A 24,733-nucleotide genomic window follows, 5' to 3' on the forward strand; every position below is an offset into this window, starting at 1 on the left:
AGGCTGTTTTTTTACGCCATTTTTTTAGCCAATTTACGGCCAATGGTTTCTAAAATATAAATAACCGGGATTTGCGTGGTGATGTCATAAACGCCACCAACACGGGTAAGCGGAATATGCCAGGAGATATTAAAGTCGGCAAGTTTTGCCAGTGAAGAGTTTTCGTGGCTGGTGATGGAGAACACCTTGCAGTTATGCAGACTGAACTGGCTGGCGAAGCGCAGGATCTCTTCAGTTTCACCGGAGACAGAGAGGACAATCGCCAGTGCATTTTTAGCCATATCGTTGGTAACCGGAAAATAAGGGTCATCAATGTGGTTACTAAATTTACCGACATTAGAAAAGAAACGCGCACCATATTTAGCTAATGCGCCAGAGGTTCCTGCTCCGACAAATATAATACGTTCGGATGAACAAATAATATTTACCGCCTGGTCTATTAAATTATCAAACTCTTCATTGTTAGTGCTTTTAAAAAAGCTGATGATTTCGCTCGGGCCAAAATTAACCAATTGTTCATCATTTTGTTCAAGATATAATTTAAAACGAACGCGAAACTCGGAATAACCATCGCAATTTAACTTGCGGCAAAAACGCAGCACGGTAGTGGTAGAAACGCCGGTCGCATCGGCTAACTCGCGGATAGTCATGTACATCACTTTGTCACGGTTTTTAATGACATAGTTGTAGACCATCATTTCTAGTCCGTTGAGATTAGCAATTGCCGCATGAGTAAACATGGTATCTCTTCCTGAATGTTCCAAAGGATTAAGTGTCAGTAACAAGATTGTATCGGTGTAGTGGATTGTATCGGTAATTGTTATCACATCTGACAGATTTATTTTAGCGTACATGTGTTCGCTGGAATCGTTCTCAGCTATTCTGGTCGAGATGAATTTTCCATCTATTGTTTCACCTGGAGTAGCCAAATGGCTGACAAACCATTGATCACTAAAGGATATTCACTGGCGGAGGAAGTCGCCAACAGCATTAGCCACGGTATCGGACTGGTTTTTGGGATTGTTGGGCTGGTTTTGTTACTGGTACAGGCGGTGGAATCCAACGCGAGTGTAACCGCAATAACCAGTTATAGCCTGTATGGCGGCAGCATGATCTTGCTGTTTCTCGCATCCACGTTGTATCACGCCATTCCCCATCAACGCGCCAAGCGCTGGCTCAAGAAATTTGACCACTGTGCTATTTACTTATTGATAGCCGGGACTTACACGCCATTTTTACTTGTTGGGCTGGATTCGCCTTTGGCGCGTGGGTTGATGGTCGTTATTTGGGGGCTGGCACTCGCCGGCATTCTTTTTAAGTTGACCATCGCGCATCGATTTAAAGTCTTATCGTTAATGACCTATTTACTGATGGGCTGGTTATCGCTGGTGGTGATTTACCAGATGGTGATTAAACTCGCTCCGGGCAGCGTAACGTTATTGGCTGCAGGCGGCGTGATTTACTCGTTAGGCGTCATTTTCTACGTCTGTAAACGTATTCCGTTCAACCACGCTATCTGGCATGGTTTTGTGCTGGGCGGCAGCGTTTGCCACTTCCTGGCGATCTATCTGTATATCCGTTAATCGTGGGTATGTATCAAACAAACAATAACCTAAATAATTCAAGATGCAGGCAGGCGACCAGGCCGTAAGTCCCCAGGAGCATAGCTAACTATGTGACTGGGGTGCGCGGGTGCAGTCAACGCACCTGCAACTTGAAGTATGACGGGTATTTTTATTCATCTTCTAACGAATAAGGCAGCCGCTCGATAACAAGGTGGCTGCCGTTATCATCACGCACTCGCAACACACTGTCGGCTTCTAAATCGTTGTTCATCACGACTTGTACTAACACGCGGCCATCATCCAGTTGGCTGGCGGCGAGTACGGTGCCGGTGCGGCGCCAGTTGTCACCCATTTTCAGTTCCAGATCTTCACCTGCTTCTGGTAAGCGGCTGGCTTTCCCGGCCAGGAACCACAGAGCACGTTTGTTAGCGCCACGAAACTTCGCGCGAGCCACCATTTCCTGACCGGTATAACAACCTTTTTTGAAGCTGATACCACCCAGCGCCTGAAGGTTGGTTGCCTGCGGAATAAACTGTGCGCTGTTAACCGGTTCAATAACCGGAATACCCGCTTCAATCTCTAAAGCCAGCCATTGTTGGCTGTCATTGCGTTGTGCTTCGCCCTGCAATTTATCGGCCAGTGCCTGCGCGGTGGCTTCATCTGTGACCAGCATAAAACGCTCGGCGGGCAGGTTAAACCATAGCAGTGTTGTCGCGCCTTCCTGAACCACTGGGTTTTCCGCGTCCGGCAAGGTTGTGAAAACATTGGCGAGTGCCGCACGAGCCTGGAACCCTGCAACGCCCAGAAGCACACTTTCATCATCAGGTGTGATGGTCACTTTGGAAAACACAGCATACTTTTTGAGTTCGACAAGCTGCGCGTCACGCAGATTACGACGTTCAATCAGCGCATAACCTTCGCCACGATGGAACAGGCGCAGGTTGCTCCACATTTTTCCTTTTGCGTCACAATGCGCGCAAAGCGTGTGCTGGTTTGCTGCCAGTTGTGCAACATCAGTGGTGACCTGGCCTTGCAGGTAGGTTTCTGCGTCGTTACCCGTCACGCTTGCCAGTGCCCAATCATCAAGCGTCATGAGTGTTAGCGGCAGGCGGGCTGCAGCCGTTGGCTGACGTGGAGGAAATGGAGTGAAAGCCATAATGATGTCCCTGGGTTTTGAGCATATGAATTGGCTCAATGGTAAAAGAGCCATTTGCCAATGCAAGCAGTTTGATAAGGTGAATTGTGCACTTACGGGATTTCTCGCAAGGTTAATGCAACTGCAACGCACAATAAAAATTTCTCACGATAAAGCGCGCAAACGGTAACATTCAGTTAATACGTGCCATGAAAACACGTTACACTAAGATTTGTACCTTCTTTGTCAGAGAACCAGGAAAGAGCACATGGATATCAATAACAAAGCCCGAATTCATTGGGCGTGCCGCCGGGGAATGCGTGAGCTTGATATTTCGATTATGCCATTCTTCGAATATGAATATGACTCGTTAAGCACTGAGGATAAGCAATTATTTGTCCGTTTGCTGGAAAGTGATGATCCTGACCTGTTTAACTGGTTAATGAATCATGGCAAACCAGCAGATACAGAGCTGCAACGGATGGTGACACTGATTCAGACACGGAATAAAGAACGTGGTCCTGTGGCAATCTGATCTTCGGGTCTCGTGGCGTGCACAATGGCTGTCCCTTTTGGTTCACGGTTTAGTGGCACTCTTTGTGCTGCTGATGCCGTGGCCGATGAGCTACACGCTAATTTGGATGCTGTTGCTTTCGCTGGTGGTATTTGACAGCGTTCGTAGCCAGCGCCGGATTCATGCTTGCCAGGGCGAAATGAAACTCCTGACCGACTACCACCTGCGGTGGCAAAACCAGGAGTGGGAAATGGTTGGTGCGCCATGGGTATTACGCAGCGGCATGATGCTGCGTTTACGCCGCGTGGGGCGCAAGCGCAGTCAACACTTATGGTTATCAGCCGACAGTATGGATACTGGCGAGTGGCGTGATTTACGCCGCCTGATGCTGCAACAACAGGCAAGCGGGAATGGGGAAGTTTGAGTCGCTGTCAGGCAAACTTCTCGGCCATTTCAGCGAGAATTTGCTCACACCAGTTTTGGATTCGCTCTTCGCTTAAATCGTACTGATTGGTTTCATCAAGTGCCAGGCCAACAAACAATTGCCCATCGGCAATGACAGGTTTCGGGCTAGTAAATTCATAACCTTCAGTTGGCCAGTAACCAATAAACTGCGCACCCCGTGGGGCGAGTTTATCGTGCAGCATACCGAGCGCATCAAGGAACCATTCGCCATAGCCGAGCTGGTCGCCCATGCCATAAAGCGCTACCGGCTTACCTTCGAGATTCAGATTATCCAGTTGATCCCAAATGGCCTCCCAGTCTTCCTGTAATTCACCGAAATCCCAGGTCGGGATGCCGAGAATCAACACATCGTACTGTTCCATCATGGCTGGAGCATCATCTTTAAGATTGTGTAGTGTCACCAGTTCCGGGCCAATGATGTCACGAATTTTTTCGGCAGCCATTTCGGTGTAACAAGTGCTGGAGCCATAAAAAAGACCAATGTTCATCGCATTAACAACTCTTTTAAAAACGTGCAGGATGGCAAGTGTACCAGATCCCATTGTGCATCAGGCATAATGGACACAATTCGCCAAAGGTGAGGCAAGTAAGTGAGGCTGTAGTGGAACAAGATCAGGCCCGAATAGAACAATTTCTTGATGCGCTCTGGCTTGAAAGGAATCTGGCACAGAACACGTTGGACTCCTATCGCCGGGATCTTAAAATGGTAGCGGAGTGGCTGGAACGCCACGATCTTGATTTGTTGAAGGTGCAAACCGGCGATTTACAGTCGCTGTTTGCTGAACGTCTTGAAGGCGGCTATAAAGCAACAAGTTCGGCGCGAATGCTGAGTGCGATTCGTCGATTATTTCAGTATTTATACCGTGAAAAATTGCGTGATGACGACCCAAGTGTGATGCTTTCATCGCCAAAATTGCCACAGCGTTTGCCAAAAGATCTCAGCGAAGCGCAGGTCGATCGTTTGTTGCAAGCACCTTGCATTGACCAACCTATCGAGTTGCGTGATAAAGCGATGCTCGAATTATTGTATGCTACTGGCCTGCGCGTATCGGAATTAGTGGGGCTGACCATGAGTGATGTCAGCTTGCGTCAGGGAGTTGTGCGAGTCATCGGTAAAGGCAATAAAGAACGCCTGGTGCCGATGGGTGAAGAGGCTGTTTATTGGCTGGAAAACTACCTGGAACATGGGCGACCATGGTTGCTCAATGGCGTGTCGATTGATGTGGTCTTCCCCAGCAATCGCGCGCAACAAATGACGCGTCAGACATTCTGGCACCGCATCAAACATTACGCAGTGCAGGCGGGTATCGATAGCGAAAAGTTATCACCCCATGTCCTTCGGCACGCATTTGCCACGCATTTACTGAATCATGGTGCGGACCTGCGAGTCGTACAGATGCTGCTTGGACATAGCGATTTGTCCACCACCCAAATTTATACGCATGTCGCGACGGAACGTTTACGTCAGCTGCATCAACAACACCACCCACGAGCGTGAGTGGTAGAAGATAAAGGAATCATCATGAAAAAGAGTTTATGGCTGCTCCCATTATTAGCGGCCTCTTTGTCCGGTTTTGTTCATGCAGACGATGCTGCAATCAAGCAATCTCTGGCTAAGTTAGGCGTGCAAAATGCTGATATTCAGTCAGCACCTGTAGCGGGCATGAAAACGGTATTAACCGATAGCGGTGTTTTGTATGTCACTGAAGATGGAAAACACGTTATCCAGGGGCCACTGTACGATGTCAGCGGTGCGCAACCGGTGAACGTCACCAACAAATTGCTGGTGGGCAAACTGAACGCGCTCGAAAAAGAGATGATCGTTTACAAAGCGCCGCAAGAGAAACACGTCATCACGGTATTTACCGATATCACCTGTGGCTATTGCCACAAGCTGCACGAAGAAATGAAAGACTATAACGCACTGGGGATCACCGTGCGTTACCTGGCCTTCCCGCGCCAGGGTCTGCAAAGCCAGACTGAAAACGACATGAAAGCCATCTGGTGTGCAAAAGACCGCAACAAAGCGTTCGATACTGCCATGAAAGGTGATGCCGTCGCTGGGGCAACTTGTGACATGAATATCGCCAATCATTACAACCTCGGCGTACAGTTCGGTATCCAGGGAACCCCTGCGATTGTACTGAGCAGCGGTACTGTAATCCCTGGTTATCAGGGGCCGAAAGAGATGAAACAAATGTTGGATGCGCATCAACAACTTACCAATATAGGCGGGTAGTTAACGGGTGAAACAGCAAACACAACTTCGCCGTCGTACGGTCGATGAGTCAGTGGTGTTACCCCAGCAACTGCATCCACTTCTAAAGCGCCTTTATGCCAGTAGAGGCGTAAGCGGCGAGCAAGACCTGGAACGTAGCGTGAAAGGGATGCTGCCGTGGCAGCAACTTAATGGCATGGATAAAGCCGTTCAGATACTGCACGACGCTTTCCGTGAAGGCTTGCGCATTATCGTCGTCGGTGACTTTGATGCCGATGGCGCAACCAGCACCGCTTTGAGCGTGCTGGGGCTGCGTAGCCTTGGCTGCCAAAATGTTAGTTACCTGGTTCCCAACCGCTTTGAAGATGGTTACGGCTTGAGTCCAGAAGTGGTGGATCAGGCGCATGCGCGTGGCGCACAACTGATTCTGACCGTCGATAACGGCATCTCTTCGCATAGTGGTGTTGAGCGTGCTCATACTCTGGGTATTCCGGTGGTGGTCACCGACCACCATTTGCCTGGGCCGGAGCTTCCTGCGGCTGAAGCCATCATCAACCCGAATCTGGTTGATTGCGAGTTTCCGTCAAAATCCCTCGCCGGTGTGGGCGTTGCCTTTTATCTGATGCTGGCGCTGCGTGCGCATTTACGCGATTGCGGCTGGTTTGAACAACAAGGCCTGGTGATTCCCAACATAGCAGAACTGCTGGATCTGGTAGCGCTAGGTACTGTGGCAGACGTTGTGCCGCTTGATACCAATAACCGTATTCTGACCTGGCAGGGGCTGAGCCGTATTCGTGCTGGCAAATGCCGCCCAGGTATTAAAGCTCTGCTGGAAGTCGCCAACCGCGAGCCGCAAAAGCTGGCGGCTAGTGATTTGGGCTTTGCCCTTGGGCCACGCCTGAATGCCGCTGGTCGTCTGGACGATATGTCCGTCGGTGTGGCGTTATTGCTTAGTGAAAACATTGGCGAAGCCCGCATGCTGGCTAATGAACTGGACGCGTTAAACCAGACGCGTAAAGAGATTGAGCAGGGCATGCAGGTTGAAGCGCTGACGCTCTGCCAACAGCTTGAACACAGCCATGATGAGTTACCGTATGGCCTGGCGATGTACCATCCCGAATGGCATCAGGGTGTTGTCGGTATTCTCGCCTCGCGCATTAAGGAACGGTTTAACCGCCCGGTTATCGCGTTTGCGCCCGCAGGCGACGGCACTTTGAAAGGCTCAGGCCGTTCGGTGCAAGGTCTGCATATGCGCGATGCCCTTGAGCGGCTTGATACCTTGTATCCTGGCATGATGCTGAAATTTGGCGGTCACGCGATGGCGGCTGGGTTATCTCTTGAAGAAGCGAACTTCGAAGAATTCCGTCAACGCTTTGGCGATTTGGTTGGGGAATGGCTTGATCCTGCGTTGTTGCAAGGCGTGGTTTGGTCAGACGGAGCAATCAGCGCGCAAGAAATGACGCTCGAAACCGCCGAGATGCTACGCGATGCCGGGCCGTGGGGGCAGATGTTCCCGGAACCTTTGTTTGACGGTAAATTCCGTCTATTACAGCAACGGCTGGTGGGCGAGCGCCATCTTAAAGTGATGGTTGAACCGGTCGGTGGTGGGCCATTAATCGACGGCATCGCCTTTAACGTTGATACCGCGTGCTGGCCGGATAACGGCGTGCGCGAAGTTGAGCTGGCCTTTAAGCTCGACGTAAACGAGTTTCGCGGAAATCGCAGTGTCCAGTTATTAATCGACCATATTTGGCCAATCTAGCCTGCTGACCTGGCTATAAGCGACTATAAAAAGCACCGTAAATCCGGTAAACTTTCCGGTCTACGACCGCATTTTCGTCTTCTGTCATCAACATAAGATAATACAGACCATGTTTGAAATTAACCCGGTAAAAAACCGCATCCAGGACCTCACAGAGCGCAGCGACGTTCTTAGGGGGTATCTTTGACTACGATGCCAAGAAAGAGCGCCTGGAAGAAGTAAACGCAGAGCTGGAACAGCCTGATGTGTGGAACGAACCTGAACGTGCACAAGCGTTAGGTAAAGAGCGTTCTGCGCTGGAAGCCATTGTCGATACCTTAGATCAAATGACTCAGGGTCTGGAAGATGTTAACGGCCTGCTGGAATTGGCTATCGAAGCCGACGACGAAGATACCTTCAATGAAACCATTGTTGAAATAGACCAGCTCGAAGCCAAACTGGCACAGCTAGAATTCCGTCGTATGTTCTCTGGCGAGTACGACAGTGCTGATTGCTATATCGACATTCAGGCAGGTTCTGGTGGCACCGAAGCGCAAGACTGGGCCAGCATGTTGATGCGAATGTATCTGCGTTGGGCAGAAGCGCGTGGCTTCAAAACTGAAATCATTGAAGAATCCGAAGGTGAAGTTGCCGGTATTAAATCGGTGACCATTCGCATTCAGGGTGAATATGCCTTTGGCTGGTTGCGTACCGAAACTGGCGTGCATCGCCTGGTGCGTAAAAGCCCGTTCGATTCCGGTGGCCGTCGCCATACCTCCTTTAGTTCCGCTTTCGTGTATCCAGAAGTGGATGACGATATTGATATCGAAATCAATCCAGCGGATCTGCGTATCGACGTTTACCGTGCATCGGGAGCCGGTGGTCAGCACGTTAACCGTACAGAATCTGCGGTGCGTATTACCCACCTTCCGACCAACACCGTAACCCAGTGCCAGAACGACCGTTCGCAGCATAAGAACAAAGATCAGGCAATGAAGCAGATGAAGGCGAAGTTATACGAGCTGGAAATGCAGAAAAAGAATGCTGAGAAGCAGTCGCTGGAAGATAACAAATCGGATATCGGCTGGGGCAGCCAGATTCGTTCTTACGTACTGGACGACTCCCGTATCAAAGACTTGCGTACCGGTGTAGAAACCCGTAACACGCAAGCGGTACTGGATGGCGATCTGGACAAATTTATCGAAGCAAGTTTGAAAGCAGGGTTATGAGGAACCAACATGTCTGAACAACAAGTACAGGGTACCGAAGCGGTCGATTTAAATAATGAACTGAAAGCCCGTCGCGAGAAGCTGGCTGGCCTGCGTGAGCAGGGCATTGCTTTCCCAAATGACTTCCGTCGCAATCATACCTCAGACCAATTGCACGCAGAATTCGGCGCTAAAGAAAACGAAGAGCTGGAAGACCTGGGCATCGAAGTGTCCGTTGCTGGCCGTATGATGACTCGCCGTATCATGGGTAAAGCTTCCTTCGTCACTTTGCAGGACGTCGGTGGCCGCATCCAGCTTTACGTTGCGCGTGACGATCTGCCAGAAGGCGTTTACAACGAGCAGTTCAAAAAATGGGACCTCGGTGACATCCTCGGCGCTCGTGGCAAACTGTTCAAAACCAAAACCGGTGAGCTCTCAATTCACTGTACTGAGCTGCGTTTGCTGACCAAAGCATTGCGTCCGCTGCCAGATAAGTTCCACGGTTTGCAGGATCAAGAAGCGCGTTATCGTCAGCGTTATTTGGATTTGATCTCCAACGATGAATCCCGCAAGACCTTTAAAATTCGTTCTCAGATCATGGCTGGCGTCCGTAACTTCATGGTTAACCGTGGCTTTATGGAAGTTGAAACGCCAATGATGCAGGTTATCCCTGGTGGCGCGTCCGCGCGTCCGTTCATCACTCATCACAATGCGCTGGACATCGACATGTACCTGCGTATTGCACCGGAGCTGTACCTGAAACGTCTGGTTGTCGGTGGCTTCGAGCGCGTATTCGAAATCAACCGTAACTTCCGTAACGAAGGTATTTCCCCGCGTCATAACCCAGAGTTCACCATGATGGAACTCTATATGGCGTACGCGGATTACAAAGATTTGATCGAACTGACTGAATCTCTGTTCCGTACACTGGCGCATGAAGTGCTGGGTACTGCACAGGTGAAGTATGGCGAAGAGCTGTTTGACTTCGACCAGCCGTTCGCAAAACTGACTATGCGCGAAGCTATCAAAAAATACCGTCCGGAAACCGATATTGCGGATCTGGACGATATGGCTAAAGCACTGGAAATCGCCGCTTCCATTGGCATTAAAGTCGAGAAGAGCTGGGGTCTGGGCCGCGTAGTGACTGAGATCTTTGAAGAAGTGGCAGAAAGCCATCTGATTCAGCCGACCTTTATCACTGAATACCCGGCAGAAGTTTCTCCGCTGGCGCGTCGTAACGACGAGAACCCAGAAATCACCGACCGCTTCGAGTTCTTCATCGGCGGCCGTGAAATCGGTAATGGCTTCTCTGAGCTCAATGATGCAGAAGACCAGGCTCAGCGCTTTGCAGACCAGGTTTCTGCAAAAGACGCAGGCGACGACGAAGCGATGTTCTTCGACGAAGACTACGTGACGGCTCTGGAGCACGGCTTGCCACCAACAGCAGGTCTGGGCATTGGTATCGACCGTATGGTTATGCTGTTCACCAACAGCCACACCATCCGCGACGTTATCCTGTTCCCGGCTCTGCGTCCGGTTAAGTAAGTCGTTCAAGGGAGATGACCAGACTATGGTCGTCTCCCTCGCCCCTTGGGGGAGAGGGCCGGGGTGAGGGGATAAAAATACGCCACTCTCAGGCACTTTTTTGTTTTGCTATGATTTTAAGAGGATTAGTTTGCGCAAGGAAAGCACAGTCAGAAAGTGGGCACCGAATGCCATCGTCCTGCTAATCAGCCTGTTTCTCGTCGCTTGCTCATCAGATAAAGCGGGCACCACTAAAGCATCCGCAGGAAGCTACAACGGCCCTGTTTACACCGTCAAACGCGGTGACACACTCTATCGAATCTCGCGCATGACCGGCTCAAGTGTCGGCGAACTGGCGCGTCTCAACGGTATTTCAGCCCCTTATACGCTGGAAGTTGGGCAAAAAATCCGCATTAAAAGCAGCTCTGGTTCTTCTTCCTCGAAAAAAACCGTCGTTGCGAAAACCTCTAAGCCAAGCTCCACTTCGACAAGCAGTGTTGCGAAAGTTGCACCACCTCCTGTTGGCTCAAAATGCTGGCGCTGGCCCACCAGCGGCAAGGTGACGGTGCCGTTCTCTAATAGCGATGGCGGTAATAAAGGTATCGATATTGCCGGGAAGCGTGGGCAACCGATTTACGCATCAGCCGCCGGAACGGTGGTCTACGTGGGCAACCAACTTCGTGGCTACGGCAACTTAGTGATGATTAAACATAACGAAGAGTACATCACTGCTTATGCTCACAACGAAACAACGTTGGTCAACACTAGCCAAAAAGTCACCGCCGGGCAGAAAATAGCCACCATGGGTAGTAGTGGTTCAGACTCGGTAAATTTACACTTCCAGATTCGCTATCGCGCGACCGCAATTGATCCGCAGCGCTATCTGCCGCCGCCAGGCAGTAAACCATCCTGCTAATGGTGACATTGCGTTGATTATTCAACGCAATGTCACCATGCGTCATCACCAATAATTTCTTCGGCTGGAATTAATCCAATATTTTTCAGAGGGTTTCATAGCCGATTCCGGTTTTGTCAAAATTAAACAAGTTAGCGCTATTTATTATATTCAGCCTGATTAAAAATTAAGCGGTGGACTTTGCTCCCTTTCACCAATACAGGACTGATTTATATGAAAAACTACTCTTTAATCCTTGGTGTTGTTTCTTGTTTGTTCTTCCTGACGGCAATGGCGTTTCTGCTGCTAAAAATTTCAGCCATTCCCGTATAACGCAGGAGAGGGCATTCATTATTCAATAAAAAGCAGGGGAGGTAAGCCTTGAGCATTGCTGTTCCTGGTGCCGCAAATAAAAACAATCGCTTAATAATCCATCACATAAACTGAAAATGCGCTTGCCAGTACAAGCTGAGCGTCTATAATGCCTACGCACTTCAAAGCGGGTGTAGTTCAATGGTAGAACGGCAGCTTCCCAAGCTGCATACGAGGGTTCGATTCCCTTCACCCGCTCCAGAATCTCCCCTTGCGTCACCGTTCGAAAACCTCCAGTTCTTTCACTATGTATTACCTAAACAACCGCAGTCTCATGCAACAATTTCCACTTCATATCGGTAAAGACGACGGTAGAGTAGCGCAGCGTGGGCTCTTGCCCTGGCAGGGTTTGCCTTTCGCTGTAACTAACCAGCGCCCCAGTCAGCCAGTCTTCAACGATCTTAATTTCTTCGACGACAATTTTTAGCCCCGGTTTCGCCGCACTTTGCCCGCGGAAAAAGGCACTCAGCATCGCAAAATCCAGCTTTACACCGCTAGTGGTGATCATGGAAAACGACGGGGCGAAGCGTGCCAGCAGCGCTTCCACGTCACCTTCACCTTTGCCCAGCCAGTTTTCGATTGCGACGTGGGCATCAATGACTTCTCTGATATACGGGTTCATCTTTATTCCTTTTGAGCGTTAAGTTGGCGCACGATGGCGCGGTTGGGGATACGCAGACAGAGCACCGCAGGGATCAGCGCACTGGCGGCTGCCAGGTAAAAGCACCAATGCCAGGCTAACGTTGCAGGCATATTTTCCTGCAACTTATTAAGCAGCAAGCTTAATAGTGCTATACCCAGGCAGAAGCTGAGCTGGCGATTGATATTCCACAAGGCGCTGGCTTGGGCAAGCTGCGCATCGTTCACTTGCAGGAAGGCGCAGCTTTGCGCAGTGCTGCTGCATAGGCTCCCACCAAATCCCATCATCGCAAACGCCAACAGCAGCAATGGATACTGTTGTGCGCTCCCCACTTGGGACAGCACCAGAATCCCTAATCCTTGCATAATGCAGCCGGTAATCAGCAGAGGGCGCGGGCCAAAGCGGTTGAACTGTTTTCCGGTAAACGTTATCGCCATAAACGACGCCAGCGACCAGGGGATCATCAGGCTGCCGACATGCGTGGCATTCATGCCAAGCTGGTTCTGCAAATACAGCATTGCGACCAGATTTACGCCAATAAAGATGCCAGGAATGGCCTGGTAAATCATCATGGCGTTACGCAAAAGTGGGTTCAGTACCAACCGCAGATTAAGCAATGGATGGGAATGCCGCAGGCTGTGGCGCACATAACCTGCCAGCATCACCAGGCCACCGGCAAGCATAACCAAACCGGAAGCCAGCCCGTCGTCGCTCTCGGCAAGCCGGGTTAACCCGAGCAGAATTAGCAGCAGGGCGCTACAACCGCTGAGCAGGCCGATGGCATCAAGCGGCGTCCGCGTCTGTGTGCTGGATTCTCTGCGCAGCCAGAGTGCGGCAAGCAGTAGAGCAAGCAGCGCCAACGGCAGGTTGGCAAAAAAGACCCAGCGCCAGGAAAGCGTATCGACAATCAGCCCACCGAGTGCGGGAGAAATCGCCGGAGCAAGCAGGCCAACGAGCATAATTGCCGCCGACAGACCTGCTCTTTCGTGGGGGCGGTAAAGCTGGTAGGCGAGAGTCTGCCCCACGGGGATGAGCAGGCCACCACCCATGCCCTGTAACAGCCGCCAGCCGATTAGCTGCCCTATACTTTGTGCACAGCCCGCGCCCAGCGTCGCAACCAGAAATATTCCAAGCGAAAGCAGAAACACCCGATGCCCGCCCACTTTTTCTGCCAGCCAGGCACTGAGAGGAATCACCAGCGTCAGCCCGAGAATATAGGCGTTGCTCACCCAGGTCAGCTCGCTGACCGATGCCCCCAACCCGTGGCCGATGGCGGGATACGCGACGTTTGCGATAAACATATTGATTAAATCGACGAAAAAACCGAGCAGGTAGACAACGGCGACTTTAGTGCGATAGGGCATACCACCTCCGATTAGAGGGGAGGAGTGTAGCGACGCACAAAGGGAGGATAAATCACCGCCAGAGGATTACACTGTCAAAATTATTTTGACAGTGACAGAGTTCGAGATGCTTAATCTGCAAAGGCTAACGATATTTGTGGCGGTGGTAGAGGCGGGGAGTTTTACTGCTGCAGCCACGGCGCTTGGGCAAACCAAGGCAGCAGTGAGTTTTAATATCAAACAGTTAGAAGCTGAGCTCGGTGTGTCTTTGCTGGCTCGCAGCACCCGCCGGCTGTCATTGACCGACGTCGGAGAGCGCTTTTTCCTGCGTTGTCAGCGTTTGTTGGAGGAGGCGGAAAACCTGCTTGATAACGTCCAGCAGGATCATGGCGGGTTAAGCGGTGTACTGCGGATCACCAGCACGCCGGAATACGGTGCTAAGGTAGTGGTTCCTGCACTTGCTGCTTTCTCTCGCCTGCATCCACAGTTGCGTATTCAACACGTATCCTCTTCTTATCACGCTGATTTAATTGCCGAACGTTTTGACGTCGCCATTCGCCTGGGGCAGCTTGCGGATTCAAGCCTCCGGGCGGCTCCCATCGACAGTTTTGCTATTTATCCTGTTGCCTCACCTGTTTATCTCGCCGAACACCCGATAGCAAATTTGGCACAGTTAGCACATGCGTCCTGGCTTGCCCACAGCAGGCTTAGCTCACCGCTGAGTTGGCAGGTGGTGACCCCGGAGCAGCAGGCGGTTTTATTTAAGGTCGAGAACCCTCCTGCGATTGTCGCAGACAGCGCAGGCGCGCTGCTTGCCTTCGCCACGCAAGGCTCGGGAGTTGCGCTGTTACCAGAATGGTTGGTGCGCTCGTCTCTTAAGCTCGGTGAACTGATGGCCTTGTTGCCGGACCACCAGTTTCCGCGCCAGAGTATCTATGCCCTTTACCCCAATACCCGCCACGTCCCCGAGAAAGTGCGTGTGTTTATCGATTTTTTGCGTGAGTGGGTCGACGCGGGAAAATAATTCGTTATCCCACTGCGGTATCTGGTAAGCCGGGTATCGCCGTTGCGGGCAAGCTTTCTATTGGCGCAGGTTTGCCAATTAAGTAGCCCTGGACATAATCAATGCCCATGCGATAAAGCGTTGTGCGAATGTCTTCTGTTTCAACAAATTCGGCCACCAGAGTCATGTTCTTAATGCGGGCTAGCTCGCAAATTGACTGCACAATTTTGTAGTCCATTTCACTGGAATTAATATTGTGGATAAAGCTCCCGTCTATTTTGAGAATATCCGCGCGCATGGTTTTTAACCGAGCGTAGCTGGCATAACCGGTTCCGAAATCGTCAATCGCAATTTTACAACCCAGGCGTTGTAAAGCATCCAGTGTTTTCTCTGCCTGCAAATTATTGGTTAACTCATCGGCCTCGGTGACTTCCAGCACCAGTTGCGCAGGTGAAATACCATGCTTAATCATCAACCTCTCAATATGGTTTGCCATATCAGTGCGGCAAATTGATGCCGGTGTCAGGTTAATGGCGTAGCGATGGTTTGGCCGTGAGTGACGAGTCTCATCCATAAATTTCATGGTGTTATGTAAAACCCATAAATCAATACTCGATGACATGCCAAACTCATTCGCCAGTGGCAGGAAGGTATTGGGGAAAATGAGTTCGTCGTTATTGCCACGCATCCTCAACAGGACTTCGTGATAGCAATCTCCCTTTTTACTTTCAATCGGTTGCACCATTAATACAAAACGGTCCAACTCCAGCGCCCGCTGCAACTGGTTCATCATGTCGACTTTGGTTTTCACCTGGTTTTGCACCTGGCGGCTACTTTGCTTTCTCAGGTCGACAGGCAGATTAGTGGTAAGTGAAATTTCGGCCAGTGTTCGTAGTTCACCGATTAATAAATACAGGTGTCCCACGGGGTAATTAATTATGCAGTAGCTACAACCGATTTGCGGATACAGTTTTACGCCATCGCGGATAAAACGAAAATCTTTGGCTTTGCTATAGATTTCCGCAATGCGTTTCTCAGCATGTAGAGGGCAAATTCGCATCACTAAATCATGGCCTGAACTCATATAAATAAGCTCATCCTTATCCAGAACGGGTTCTAAGTAGCGTGCTAACTGTTGTTTATATTGCACCTGCATGAGCAAACCATAATTTCGCCCTAACAACTCAAGGTCAGGCATATACAATTGGCATAAGACTGAGACCGTGTTTTGTTTTAAATCCGCTTCCAGTGCCAGCAAATTGGGTAAATGCACAACTGGGTCAATATACATCAAGCGCTGAGTCTTTAAATTCAAGACTCGCTGACGAGAAATATTGATTGCCATCAGGGTAATGGTTATTGAAAAGGCAGAGAAACAGGACGTGGCAACCGCAAGATGTAATGTGTAGTACGCATCATGTGGGATGAATCTTTGAATATGGCTGCATAACACAATCAGCAGCACCCACCACACAATCGAGATAGCCGCATGGCCCAGACGCAACGTACCCCATATCATCAGCGGCAGTAATAATGTCAGCGTATAAATAGAATTCATCAGCGGCAATGAATGGCTGAGTGGGGCAATCATCAGTATCGTGAGTACCGCCAATGAACCGACTAAGCATGTCAGTTCCGGCAACCGCAAATCGTTGGCCACCTGATGACGAATTTTTTTCAGATATTTCAATGTGTAGGCAGGGGTTCTAATCGACCGAATGACCAGATATAGCATCGGCAAACCAATGATATTCCCCACTAACATTCCCTGATAGTTGATTAATGTTCGGGTCGTGAAAGGGCTGACATACATCATGGACGGATTCATCCCGAATAACCCTAAATAGAGCTCGGCATGAAAATAATTAAGAAATAGCGTAGCGTTAACCACTACCAGCCAAAAAATGCGTTGCCACGTCAGGTTATATCGCCCAAAACTTGCGCGGCCTCTTTTGCCAGTAAAGTAATAGTACCCCGCGCAGCAGATCGCTACTGAGGTAAAATAGTGCAGTATCGACATTAACGCGGGCTCTAAACCACGGTCCGGGTAAACGCGGTAAAAGATACACAGAATGATCCCGGGCAGTGCCTTAAAACCATAAATCACCGTCAGGATGGTGGTGAGAGCCATGTTCAGATAAAAGAACGGGATTTCAAAGCCATCCACCGTGCCATAGGTGCTCAAATACTGGGTGATGGGGTAGAGCATAAACGGTAGCACCAGGGGCAACGCCCACCATTTATCTTTATATCTGTTATATGCTGTAGAAAGTTTCATCATCAATGTTAGCTTTTCTTCACTAAATCCAGGTTTTGGAGTGATTCACAAGCATCCATTGCTTAAGAATGAGTATTTTGCTACTCGGTTGTGCTAATTCTTTACTGCTCTTCGTTTTTAAGTGCCGATTAACTCGGCAATGTCATCTCTATTTCATCATAAAATGTGATGCTATTTTTTCCTCGATTTTTGATGTAATACATCGCGACATCCGCTTTTTTAAGCAAAGTGGCGACATCATTGCCATGCTCCGGGTAAATGGAGATGCCAATGCTGGCAGAGATAAAATCTACGCTAGTGGCTGAAAGCTCATAGGTATCAGCAATCCGCGCAAGCAACTTCTTCGCCAGTTGAATAACCACTTGTTTATCTTTTTGACAAACGACGACAATAAATTCGTCACCGCCAATTCTGGCGACAAAGCCTTCGCGACTGATATTTTCTTTGAGGGTTTGCGAAATTTTCACCAGCAGTTCATCCCCCACCGCATGACCCCAGACGTCGTTGACGCGTTTAAACCCATCCAGGTCGATAAACATAATAAACAACAGGTCTGTCTGGTTGGTGAAAAGGGTATTCAGATGTTTTTGCAGATACAGCCGATTGGGCAATTGCGTTAATGAATCATGCTGTGTCATTTGTTTAAGCTGCAAGTTCTTTTTAATTAACTCGCGCTTGAGTAGTTCATTACTTAAATGTTCTTTAAAATTAACAAACCAAATAAATATTGCCAGCAGAAATACCAGCGCGACAAGTACGATCAATGTCATGGCGATGGTATTTTCGACATAGTCATCTTTAGGCATTGATGACATCGGAATAGAGCCCATGTTGATGTCACATGACCCTAAAAAGTGCATGATGGCGACACCACAACACAACGTAAGAGTGGCACTTAGTCGATAGAAGTTGGCATAAATATCATTTTTGTTGGTAATGACCAACATGAGATGGGTCAGGCGCAACATGACTAACGATGTGATAAAAATCGCAATCAACGACAGGATGATTTTAGTATTGCTGACGTACCAATCGCCTGCATTGATGATAGCGGCCATCCCCAAATAGTGCATAGAAGCGGCTGTCGCAGAAAAGATTAAAGCAGGCAGAAGATAGTGTTGCCCACGCAGTCTTTTGAATAAAAAACACACAAACCCCAGCGAGCAACCGACTATAGCGATCAGCAATGAGGCCAGTGTTTTTTGAATGTTATAATTAATAACGTGGCTATGATGATGTGCCTGTATCACCATATAGTGCAAAACCCATATCCCGCAGCCCATTGTTGGGCCACTAAATAAAGGCCAGCAATAATGTTTTTTACGCGCGCCTGCTTTACATAGCCAAAAAGAGACATAAAAAGCTATGCCCGAAATAATTATAGCGAGTAAAACTAATGAAATATCATAATTAAATAACATATTTAACTTAAAATTTACTCTCAGGAGGCATGCTTATTTATTATAGACTGAATTACCCCGCAGCGTAATAGCGTTATGTAATAGCCTTGTACTTAGGTAGGATAAATATCACCTTGGCACCAGGGTGCAATATTATCCTGGGCAAATCTTACTCGTCCTCAGGCAACATGTACTTCTGGCAGTATAAATAGGGAATACCTTCGCGGGTGATGAGATCGGCATCTTTGTTCAGGGTAAAGATATCGATATCTGTCACGCCAGCACTTTTGAGATAAAAGTCAGGGAGGAATTGCTGGAGTACCCCTGAAGGCGCGGTTTCGCGGTTTGATACGATTATCTGGCGAGATACCCAGACAGGGCTGAGCCCATAATCCGCATGGGTAAAGAGGATGGTTCGCTGGACGGTATACTCCTCCTGGGCACTTACATTAATGATGCCGTTAATGTGGGCAATGCCTTTGCCGTCGCCGGATTTAAAATCGATAATCCCACGGAAAGAAGCCTTATCTCTGTTTATCTGTAACGTCGCACGGCAGACGAGATTGTGTCGTGCGTCATTGGGCGGTTGATAAAGATACACCGCCAGGCCGGTTACAATCGCGACGCAGACTAAAAAAATGACGCGCGTCTGGGTTCGGAGTGAGGAGATCGCGGTGAATATCTTCATTGACTATCGTACCGAGGATAATAGACGGATTGGCAGGAATTACCGCGTGATAACTCCATACTGGTGGTGCATAGAATGACTGAAATATTTTTTGTTTCTGGATACGCAGTGATATAGAGGTAGTTATCGTCCTGGCACATATCAGGATGTTGCTGGATGAATTCCTTATGGCGGAGATGATTACTGGAATCTCCATTGAAAAAGTAATGGCATTGTCCATCATATTTCATTGGCGAAACATAGCCGGAAAAATATTGTTCGTTGAATACGCGGGGATAGATAATGATGCCGATGATTATCACGGTGGCGATAATCATCCACCATTCCGTCAGATTTAAAATAGAACGCTTATCATTTGTCGCTTTATAAGGTAGCGATTCAGTAATGGTTTCTGAGGGTGATGGTTCCGGTTGTGCTTCTGGCACTGGGTCCTGCTGTTCTTCCACGCTTATTTCTCGCTGGATGATAAGACCCTTACGTGGAACCGTGGTGATTATTTGTTTCTCAACATTCATTTGCGCAAAAGTTTTTCGCAAAGAAAGAATGCTTTGATAAAACGCGTTAAAACTCACCTGCCTGTGGCTTTCTCCCCATGCGAACGCGAGCAACTCATTCTGCGTGACAATGGCACCATGGTTTCTGAGCAGCAACAAAAGGCATAACGCAGCAGTTGGCTTGAGTTTTATCTGTTCGTGGCTATCCATATGCACCAGAGACTGCTTTGCAGGGATGAATAGTATTTTATTTTCAATGAGATAAAACAGATTATCTGCTTCGGGCATGCTCGTTAACTCAGGCTGGTATTTACACGTGTCATTATAAGCATATTGGTGCAGGGAATAACCTTATGTTTCATCTGACCTGCACCGCGTTGCGCTTTATTTCAGCTATTCACAATACTACTAACAAATAACACACACATAACGAACATTAAAACTAGCTTTAAATCAATATGTTACATATTTTTAGGTTTTCTTTTTTAATTGCAAAGAGAAAGATCCCGCAGCAAAGATGAAAAACATTACGTTAAACCCGCAGATAAATATACTCAGACACATAACGGCATAAAAGTTGACACCTGGAAGATGTTCTTCACGGTCAATGCACTCGATTGTGCCGCTAGAATATAATACCTGAGTGTTTTACTCGCCTTTACTCACCGCTAAATACCTCTGTTTATAACAATGGGTGAGTTATTGCGTATTATTTTACCAGGTAAACTATAAGTTTGATCATTTAAAGTCGCCTGGCAGCGGCCTTAAAAACGTTGGCTTATTAAGTGCAGGTTTGCCCTTATATCCTATATTGATATAAGTGAAGAGTAATGAGTTATCAAATTGCTTAAGGGCAGTCTCCTTCACTCAGTGAATGGAGATAATCTATATCCACAATCTAAGTAAGAGAAATTGATGTCCAGCCTTAACGTAGATGAATCGGTCATGCTCATTGGCGATGAATTAAAAAGATCGGAAAATGCGTATTTTTCGTTGCGAAAAAAACGTCAGCGCATTGAGCTAAGAAAGGACGGCAATTTATTTTTCCTGGAGAAAGGAACAGTCTCCGTATACCGAGTCGAAAATGATCTCGTCACGATAAGCCTCGCAGCTCCAGCAATACTTGGTCTGGCGCAGATGCGTAGTGAAGTGGCGTCGCATTATTTACGATGTGATTCTGACTGTGAAATGTGGGTCATGAGCACCGCGAATGCCAATGAGCTGCTGACGAAAAAGAGCTTATGGATTCACGCGTTTGATATTTTAACCAGCCATCTTCAGCGCTACTTCCAGCGTGAAAATATGCGTTCTCATAAAACTATCCGCGAAATTGTGACGGAACATGTGAAGCATATTTGGTCTCTTGAACCTGAGATCCGCGAAAAAACCTCGGTATATACCTTTATCCTGAGCCGCAACCATATCTCGCGCAGCGCGATTCATAAGGTTTTGCAGGAGTTAGTGAACGAGGAGAAATTGTCTTTGAATCGTGGGAAGTTGGCGTCTTGTAATTTTAATTCGTAATGTCGGGGGCGCAACACCTTCCCGACCTACGATTCTGGTAAAAAACCGCAACGTTACCCGTTGCGGTTTTTTTATTATCTTTCCCGTAATGCCTCAGCCTTTGCCCGAATAATCGGCTTCAGCAGATAACTCAGAATCGACTTCTTACCCGTCAGAATATCAACCGTCGCCACCATCCCCGGAATAATCAACATCGGGTGCTCTTTGCTCCCAAGGTAATTCTTATCGGTTCGCAGGCGTGCAACGTAGTAACTGTGGCCTTGCTTATCAGTGACGGTATCCGGGCTAATTTGCACCAGCTCACCGTTCAGGCCGCCATACGTGGTGTAATCGTAAGCGGTGAATTTCACCACCGCATGCTGTCCTGGGTGCAGGAACGCGATATCGCGCGGCTGAATTTTCACTTCAATCAGCAACTTGTCATCAAGCGGAACAATCTCAACCAAATCACTGCCTGGCTGGATAACCCCGCCAATGGTATTCACCATCACCTGCTGCACAATACCGCGCACCGGTGAAACCACCATGGTGCGGTTCACGCGGTCTTCCAGTGCTTTGCCCGTTGCTTCGGCTTTACTCAAGTTGGTGCGCGCTTCATTGAGTTGCGATAACGCATCGCTCTGGAAGCGGTTACGGCTTTCACCAATCTTGTTCTCAATCTCTTTCGCTTCCGACGCAGACTTCGGCAGGGAAAGCGTGATAGAGTCCAGCATCCCTTTAGTTTCTACTTCGGTGCGGCGTAAACGCAGGATCTCGACTTTAGAAATCGCGCCAGACGCCAGCAACGGCTCAGACATTTTGATCTCTTGTTGCAGCAAACCGAGACTGTGTTTGTACTGATCCTGTTTCGACTTGAGGTCGCGCAGTTCCTGTTGTTTTTGCACCAGTTGCTCTTGCAGGCCTTCAATCTCATTCTGGAACTGACGGTGACGGCTGTTAAACAAATCAACTTCGCCATGCGCCACTTGTGGGGCGAGCTTGACGATGTCATCTGAAATCACAAAGTCTTTGTCTTCCGCTTCTGCGGTCAGACGGTCAATCTTCGCCTGTAAGCCGAGCTTGTCCGCTTCGGTTTCGCCGACGTTTGACGCAAATCGCGTATCATCCAGGTGCAGCAGCGGTGTTCCGGCTTCAACGATTTGCCCTTCATGAACAAACAGTTCCGTAACAATACCGCCTTCTAAGTTTTGGATTTTTTGCAGACGAGAAGAAGGGATGGCCTTGCCTTCGCCACGCGTCACTTCGTCCAGCCTGGCGAAACCCGCCCAAATGAATGCCAGCACCACTAATGCCAGAATCGTCCATAGCGTCAGGCGGATAACACGCGGGGAATCATCAATAAGTGCATGACTTACCTCATTAATATTGTCAGCCTGATTTTCATCGCGCCCCTGAAAATAGCGGCGCAGCGGCTCACGATAACGGGAAATTAACTCAGCGAGACGCATTGATTTGCCCCTTCTTCAGCGCATCCATCACAATGGCTTTCGGGCCATCGGCAATAATGCGTCCTTTATCTACAATTATCAGGCGATCAACCAGCGTCAGCATCGACGCCCGGTGAGTCACCAGTAACAAGGTTTTATCGGCAACAAACGGCACCAGCGCCTGTTTAATCTTGTCTTCACTGGTGTTGTCCATTGAACTGGTCGGCTCATCGAGCAACAAAACTGGCGGCTCGAGTAACAATGCTCGTGCCAGCGCCACCGCCTGGCGTTGCCCGCCGGATAACTGCATCCCGCGTTCACCCACTTGCAGGTTGTAGCCATCAGGGTGAATGCGTGCGAACTCGCTCACGCCCGCAATCTCAGCGGCGCGCAGCATAGTTTCGTCATCGACATAACGCGCACCAGTGACCAGGTTATCGCGTAGCGTGCCATTAAATAGCTGAATATCTTGAGGAACGTAACCAATGCTATGGCGCAGGTCGTTAACGTCCAGTTGGCGGGCGTCGACATCATCAATCAAAATATTGCCGCTGGAAGGCTGGTAAAGGTTGATGATGAGCTTGCTGATGGAGCTTTTGCCGGAACCGCTACGGCCAATAATACCGACGCGTTCGCCCGGTTGAATGGTCAGGTTTATCTTGTGCAGCGACGGGTTTTTCTGCTCGGGATAACTGAAATCGACGTCTTTAAACTCAATGCTGCCACGGAAGTTTTCGCGTTTCAGCGGATGCTCATGCTCGCGGCGTTCTTGCGGCATCGACATCATTTTTTCTGTGCTGTTGATGGTCAGTCGCGCCTGCTGATAACGGGCAATTAAACCGGTGAGTTGCCCCATTGGCATCAGCGCGCGGCCATTCAGCATGTAGCAGGCAATCAGGCCACCCATACTCAACTTGCCGCCAATAATCATATACACGCCAACAATAATCATCAGCACGCCGGACATTTGCTGGAACCAACCGGTCAGGTTACTGGCAAAACTCGACAGCGTTTTGACGCGCAATTCCAGGCGGCTTAAGCTGCCAAGCGTCTGTTCCCACTGGTACTGGCGCTCGCTCTGGGCGTTGTTCACTTTAATCGCATCAAGGCCGCTGAGTGTTTCAATCAGCAATGCCTGGCGTTCGCTGGCCAGGCTCATGGTTTTGGCAACGGCGGCATTCACCGGTTTCTGCAACGCCCAACTGATCAGCAGCGCGATAGGGAAGGTGAGCAGCGGGATCCACGCCAGCGAGCCGCCGATAATCGCGATCACCAGCAACAGCACCAGCGTAAACGGCAAGTCGATAAGCGTGGTCAGCGTCAGCGAAGAGAGGAAATCGCGCAGCGACTGAAATTCATGAATATTCTGTGCAAAGCTGCCGACTCGCGCCGGGCGGGCTTTCATCTCCATGCCGGTAATGCGCTCAAAAAGCGTGGCAGAGATAATCAGGTCACTCTTTTTCCCGGCAATATCGAGACAAATACCGCGCAGCATTTTTAAGATCAAATCAAACACGAACGCCAGGCAAATACCGACCGCCAACACCCATAACGTCACCGTGGCATGGTTCGGCACCACGCGGTCATACACGTTCATGGTGAACAGCGGCGTGCCCAACGCGATCAGGTTGATCAGCAAACTGGCGAGCACCGCATCCATATACAGATAACGCGATAGCATCAGCGTATCTTTGAACCAGGATTTGGTGCGCGGCAAGAAGGATTCAGACTGCAAATCAAACTCATGGCGCGGATGGGCAAAAATCACCTGTCCGGTGTAGCTTTCTTCAAGGATTGACGCATCAACGCGAATTTCACCACCTTCGCTTTCGCTTGGCATCACACGCGCGGAACCGTCGGCGTTCCAGCCGAGCAATACCGCAGCTCCACCCTCGCGCAGCATCAGAATCGCCGGTAACGACATGACCGGGATTTTATTAAGCGCGCGTTTAATGATGCGCGCTTTTAACCCGGCACGTGCCGCAGCACGCGGCAAAATGGTCAGCGTCAGGCGGTCGTTCTCCAGCGGCAAGCCACTGCTTAAAGTTGAACGGCTTGCCGATTTACCATGCAAAGTGCAAAGCACCAGCAGGCAATCGAGTAGGGGATCGTCATGGCGGCTGCGCGGATCATGATAATGCGACTCCTCCAGTGGAGGAGCCTCTGTCATTGTATTCATGGGTTCAACTTGTAAATTCATTGATGAGTTTTGTCGGATGAACGAAATAATTTTTGTCGGATGACGCTGCGCTTATCCGACCTACGTGAAACATTTTTGTCGGGTGGATGACGCTGCGCT

At 49.2% G+C, this 24,733-nt stretch carries 22 protein-coding genes and 1 tRNA gene; 12 read left to right on the forward strand and 11 right to left on the reverse strand.

Going from position 1 to position 24,733, the window contains the following annotated elements; genetic code table 11:
• Positions 1-11: 11 nt before the first annotated feature.
• Entirely contained in the window at positions 12-740 is a 729-nt protein-coding gene (locus MNO13_RS03950; protein ID WP_064543652.1) for a MurR/RpiR family transcriptional regulator, read from the reverse strand.
• A gap of 189 nt (positions 741-929) precedes the next feature.
• Here MNO13_RS03950 and trhA point away from each other — a divergent pair, with 189 nt between their 5' ends.
• The gene (trhA, locus tag MNO13_RS03955; RefSeq protein ID WP_064543654.1) at positions 930-1,583 is read left to right on the forward strand and encodes a PAQR family membrane homeostasis protein TrhA; all 654 of its coding nucleotides are present in this window, start codon (positions 930-932) and stop codon (positions 1,581-1,583) included.
• A 151-nt stretch (positions 1,584-1,734) separates the two neighbouring features.
• On the opposite strand, the gene ygfZ is transcribed toward trhA, so the two are convergent.
• The gene (gene ygfZ, locus MNO13_RS03960) at positions 1,735-2,721 is read right to left on the reverse strand and encodes a tRNA-modifying protein YgfZ (protein WP_064543657.1); all 987 of its coding nucleotides are present in this window, start codon (positions 2,719-2,721) and stop codon (positions 1,735-1,737) included.
• 247 nt (positions 2,722-2,968) lie between these two features.
• On the opposite strand from ygfZ, the gene sdhE reads away from it, so the two are divergent.
• Together sdhE and MNO13_RS03970 are read left to right on the forward strand one after the other, a co-directional pair.
• Positions 2,969-3,235, forward strand: a complete 267-nt coding sequence (sdhE, locus tag MNO13_RS03965) for an FAD assembly factor SdhE (protein ID WP_064513590.1) — start codon at positions 2,969-2,971, stop codon at positions 3,233-3,235.
• Complete coding sequence (locus MNO13_RS03970) at positions 3,216-3,638, forward strand: protein YgfX (protein WP_064543659.1); 423 nt, start codon at positions 3,216-3,218, stop codon at positions 3,636-3,638. Before sdhE ends, MNO13_RS03970 begins: the two co-directional genes overlap by 20 nt.
• A gap of 7 nt (positions 3,639-3,645) precedes the next feature.
• On the opposite strand, the gene fldB is transcribed toward MNO13_RS03970, so the two are convergent.
• Positions 3,646-4,167 (reverse strand): flavodoxin FldB, encoded by a 522-nt coding sequence (gene fldB, locus MNO13_RS03975; RefSeq protein ID WP_064543777.1) that lies wholly within the window; start codon positions 4,165-4,167, stop codon positions 3,646-3,648.
• Between the two features lie 113 nt (positions 4,168-4,280).
• Here fldB and xerD point away from each other — a divergent pair, with 113 nt between their 5' ends.
• The 7 genes from xerD (at position 4,281) to MNO13_RS04010 (ending at position 11,838) form a co-directional block, all read left to right on the forward strand.
• On the forward strand, positions 4,281-5,177 hold the full coding sequence (xerD, locus tag MNO13_RS03980; protein WP_074388528.1) for a site-specific tyrosine recombinase XerD: 897 nt from the start codon (positions 4,281-4,283) through the stop codon (positions 5,175-5,177).
• 24 nt (positions 5,178-5,201) lie between these two features.
• Positions 5,202-5,918, forward strand: coding sequence for a bifunctional protein-disulfide isomerase/oxidoreductase DsbC (gene dsbC, locus MNO13_RS03985; protein WP_241939556.1), 717 nt, complete (start codon positions 5,202-5,204; stop codon positions 5,916-5,918).
• Between the two features lie 7 nt (positions 5,919-5,925).
• Positions 5,926-7,659, forward strand: a complete 1,734-nt coding sequence (gene recJ / locus MNO13_RS03990; protein WP_241939557.1) for a single-stranded-DNA-specific exonuclease RecJ — start codon at positions 5,926-5,928, stop codon at positions 7,657-7,659.
• A gap of 109 nt (positions 7,660-7,768) precedes the next feature.
• Positions 7,769-8,867, forward strand: a protein-coding gene (prfB, locus tag MNO13_RS03995; RefSeq protein WP_133522190.1) for a peptide chain release factor 2 whose coding sequence is annotated in 2 segments (ribosomal slippage) — positions 7,769-7,843 and positions 7,845-8,867 — 1,098 coding nt in all. Because the reading frame shifts where the segments join, the coding sequence is not laid out codon by codon here.
• A 9-nt stretch (positions 8,868-8,876) separates the two neighbouring features.
• Positions 8,877-10,391 (forward strand): lysine--tRNA ligase, encoded by a 1,515-nt coding sequence (gene lysS / locus MNO13_RS04000; RefSeq protein ID WP_064543668.1) that lies wholly within the window; start codon positions 8,877-8,879, stop codon positions 10,389-10,391.
• Positions 10,392-10,521: 130 nt separating this feature from the next.
• Positions 10,522-11,286: an amidase activator ActS gene (gene actS / locus MNO13_RS04005; RefSeq protein WP_064543669.1), complete on the forward strand. Its 765-nt coding sequence runs from the start codon at positions 10,522-10,524 to the stop codon at positions 11,284-11,286.
• A 478-nt stretch (positions 11,287-11,764) separates the two neighbouring features.
• Positions 11,765-11,838 (forward strand) — tRNA-Gly (locus MNO13_RS04010).
• A gap of 55 nt (positions 11,839-11,893) precedes the next feature.
• Here MNO13_RS04010 and MNO13_RS04015 read toward each other — a convergent pair.
• Together MNO13_RS04015 and MNO13_RS04020 are read right to left on the reverse strand one after the other, a co-directional pair.
• Positions 11,894-12,259 (reverse strand): DUF4440 domain-containing protein, encoded by a 366-nt coding sequence (locus MNO13_RS04015; RefSeq protein ID WP_133522188.1) that lies wholly within the window; start codon positions 12,257-12,259, stop codon positions 11,894-11,896.
• Positions 12,260-12,261: 2 nt separating this feature from the next.
• Positions 12,262-13,641: an MFS transporter gene (locus MNO13_RS04020; protein ID WP_241939558.1), complete on the reverse strand. Its 1,380-nt coding sequence runs from the start codon at positions 13,639-13,641 to the stop codon at positions 12,262-12,264.
• A gap of 106 nt (positions 13,642-13,747) precedes the next feature.
• On the opposite strand from MNO13_RS04020, the gene MNO13_RS04025 reads away from it, so the two are divergent.
• Positions 13,748-14,644 carry a LysR family transcriptional regulator gene (locus tag MNO13_RS04025; RefSeq protein ID WP_121814958.1) on the forward strand — a complete coding sequence of 299 codons (897 nt, stop codon included), beginning with the start codon at positions 13,748-13,750 and terminating at the stop codon, positions 14,642-14,644.
• 4 nt (positions 14,645-14,648) lie between these two features.
• Here the strand turns inward: MNO13_RS04025 and MNO13_RS04030 are convergent, their stop codons facing one another.
• From MNO13_RS04030 to MNO13_RS04045, 4 genes are all read right to left on the reverse strand, one after another.
• Positions 14,649-16,904, reverse strand: coding sequence for a sensor domain-containing phosphodiesterase (locus MNO13_RS04030; RefSeq protein WP_121814959.1), 2,256 nt, complete (start codon positions 16,902-16,904; stop codon positions 14,649-14,651).
• 125 nt (positions 16,905-17,029) lie between these two features.
• Positions 17,030-18,322: a sensor domain-containing diguanylate cyclase gene (locus MNO13_RS04035; protein ID WP_083963269.1), complete on the reverse strand. Its 1,293-nt coding sequence runs from the start codon at positions 18,320-18,322 to the stop codon at positions 17,030-17,032.
• A gap of 148 nt (positions 18,323-18,470) precedes the next feature.
• On the reverse strand, positions 18,471-18,989 hold the full coding sequence (locus tag MNO13_RS04040) for a hypothetical protein (RefSeq protein WP_064543679.1): 519 nt from the start codon (positions 18,987-18,989) through the stop codon (positions 18,471-18,473).
• Complete coding sequence (locus MNO13_RS04045; protein WP_121814961.1) at positions 18,986-19,771, reverse strand: winged helix-turn-helix domain-containing protein; 786 nt, start codon at positions 19,769-19,771, stop codon at positions 18,986-18,988. The genes MNO13_RS04040 and MNO13_RS04045 overlap by 4 nt, the downstream gene beginning before the upstream one ends.
• 627 nt (positions 19,772-20,398) lie before the next feature.
• Here MNO13_RS04045 and MNO13_RS04050 point away from each other — a divergent pair.
• Positions 20,399-21,007, forward strand: coding sequence for a helix-turn-helix domain-containing protein (locus MNO13_RS04050; protein ID WP_064543683.1), 609 nt, complete (start codon positions 20,399-20,401; stop codon positions 21,005-21,007).
• Between the two features lie 74 nt (positions 21,008-21,081).
• On the opposite strand, the gene MNO13_RS04055 is transcribed toward MNO13_RS04050, so the two are convergent.
• Both MNO13_RS04055 and MNO13_RS04060 read right to left on the reverse strand, forming a co-directional pair.
• Entirely contained in the window at positions 21,082-22,455 is a 1,374-nt protein-coding gene (locus MNO13_RS04055; RefSeq protein WP_241939559.1) for an HlyD family type I secretion periplasmic adaptor subunit, read from the reverse strand.
• A complete protein-coding gene (locus tag MNO13_RS04060) occupies positions 22,442-24,613 on the reverse strand; it encodes a type I secretion system permease/ATPase (protein WP_241939560.1) in 2,172 nt (723 codons plus the stop codon). Before MNO13_RS04060 ends, MNO13_RS04055 begins: the two co-directional genes overlap by 14 nt.
• Positions 24,614-24,733 lie beyond the last annotated feature (120 nt).

The sequence above is a fragment of the Buttiauxella ferragutiae genome, assembly GCF_022637515.1.
Classification (GTDB): Bacteria; Pseudomonadota; Gammaproteobacteria; order Enterobacterales; family Enterobacteriaceae; genus Buttiauxella; species Buttiauxella ferragutiae.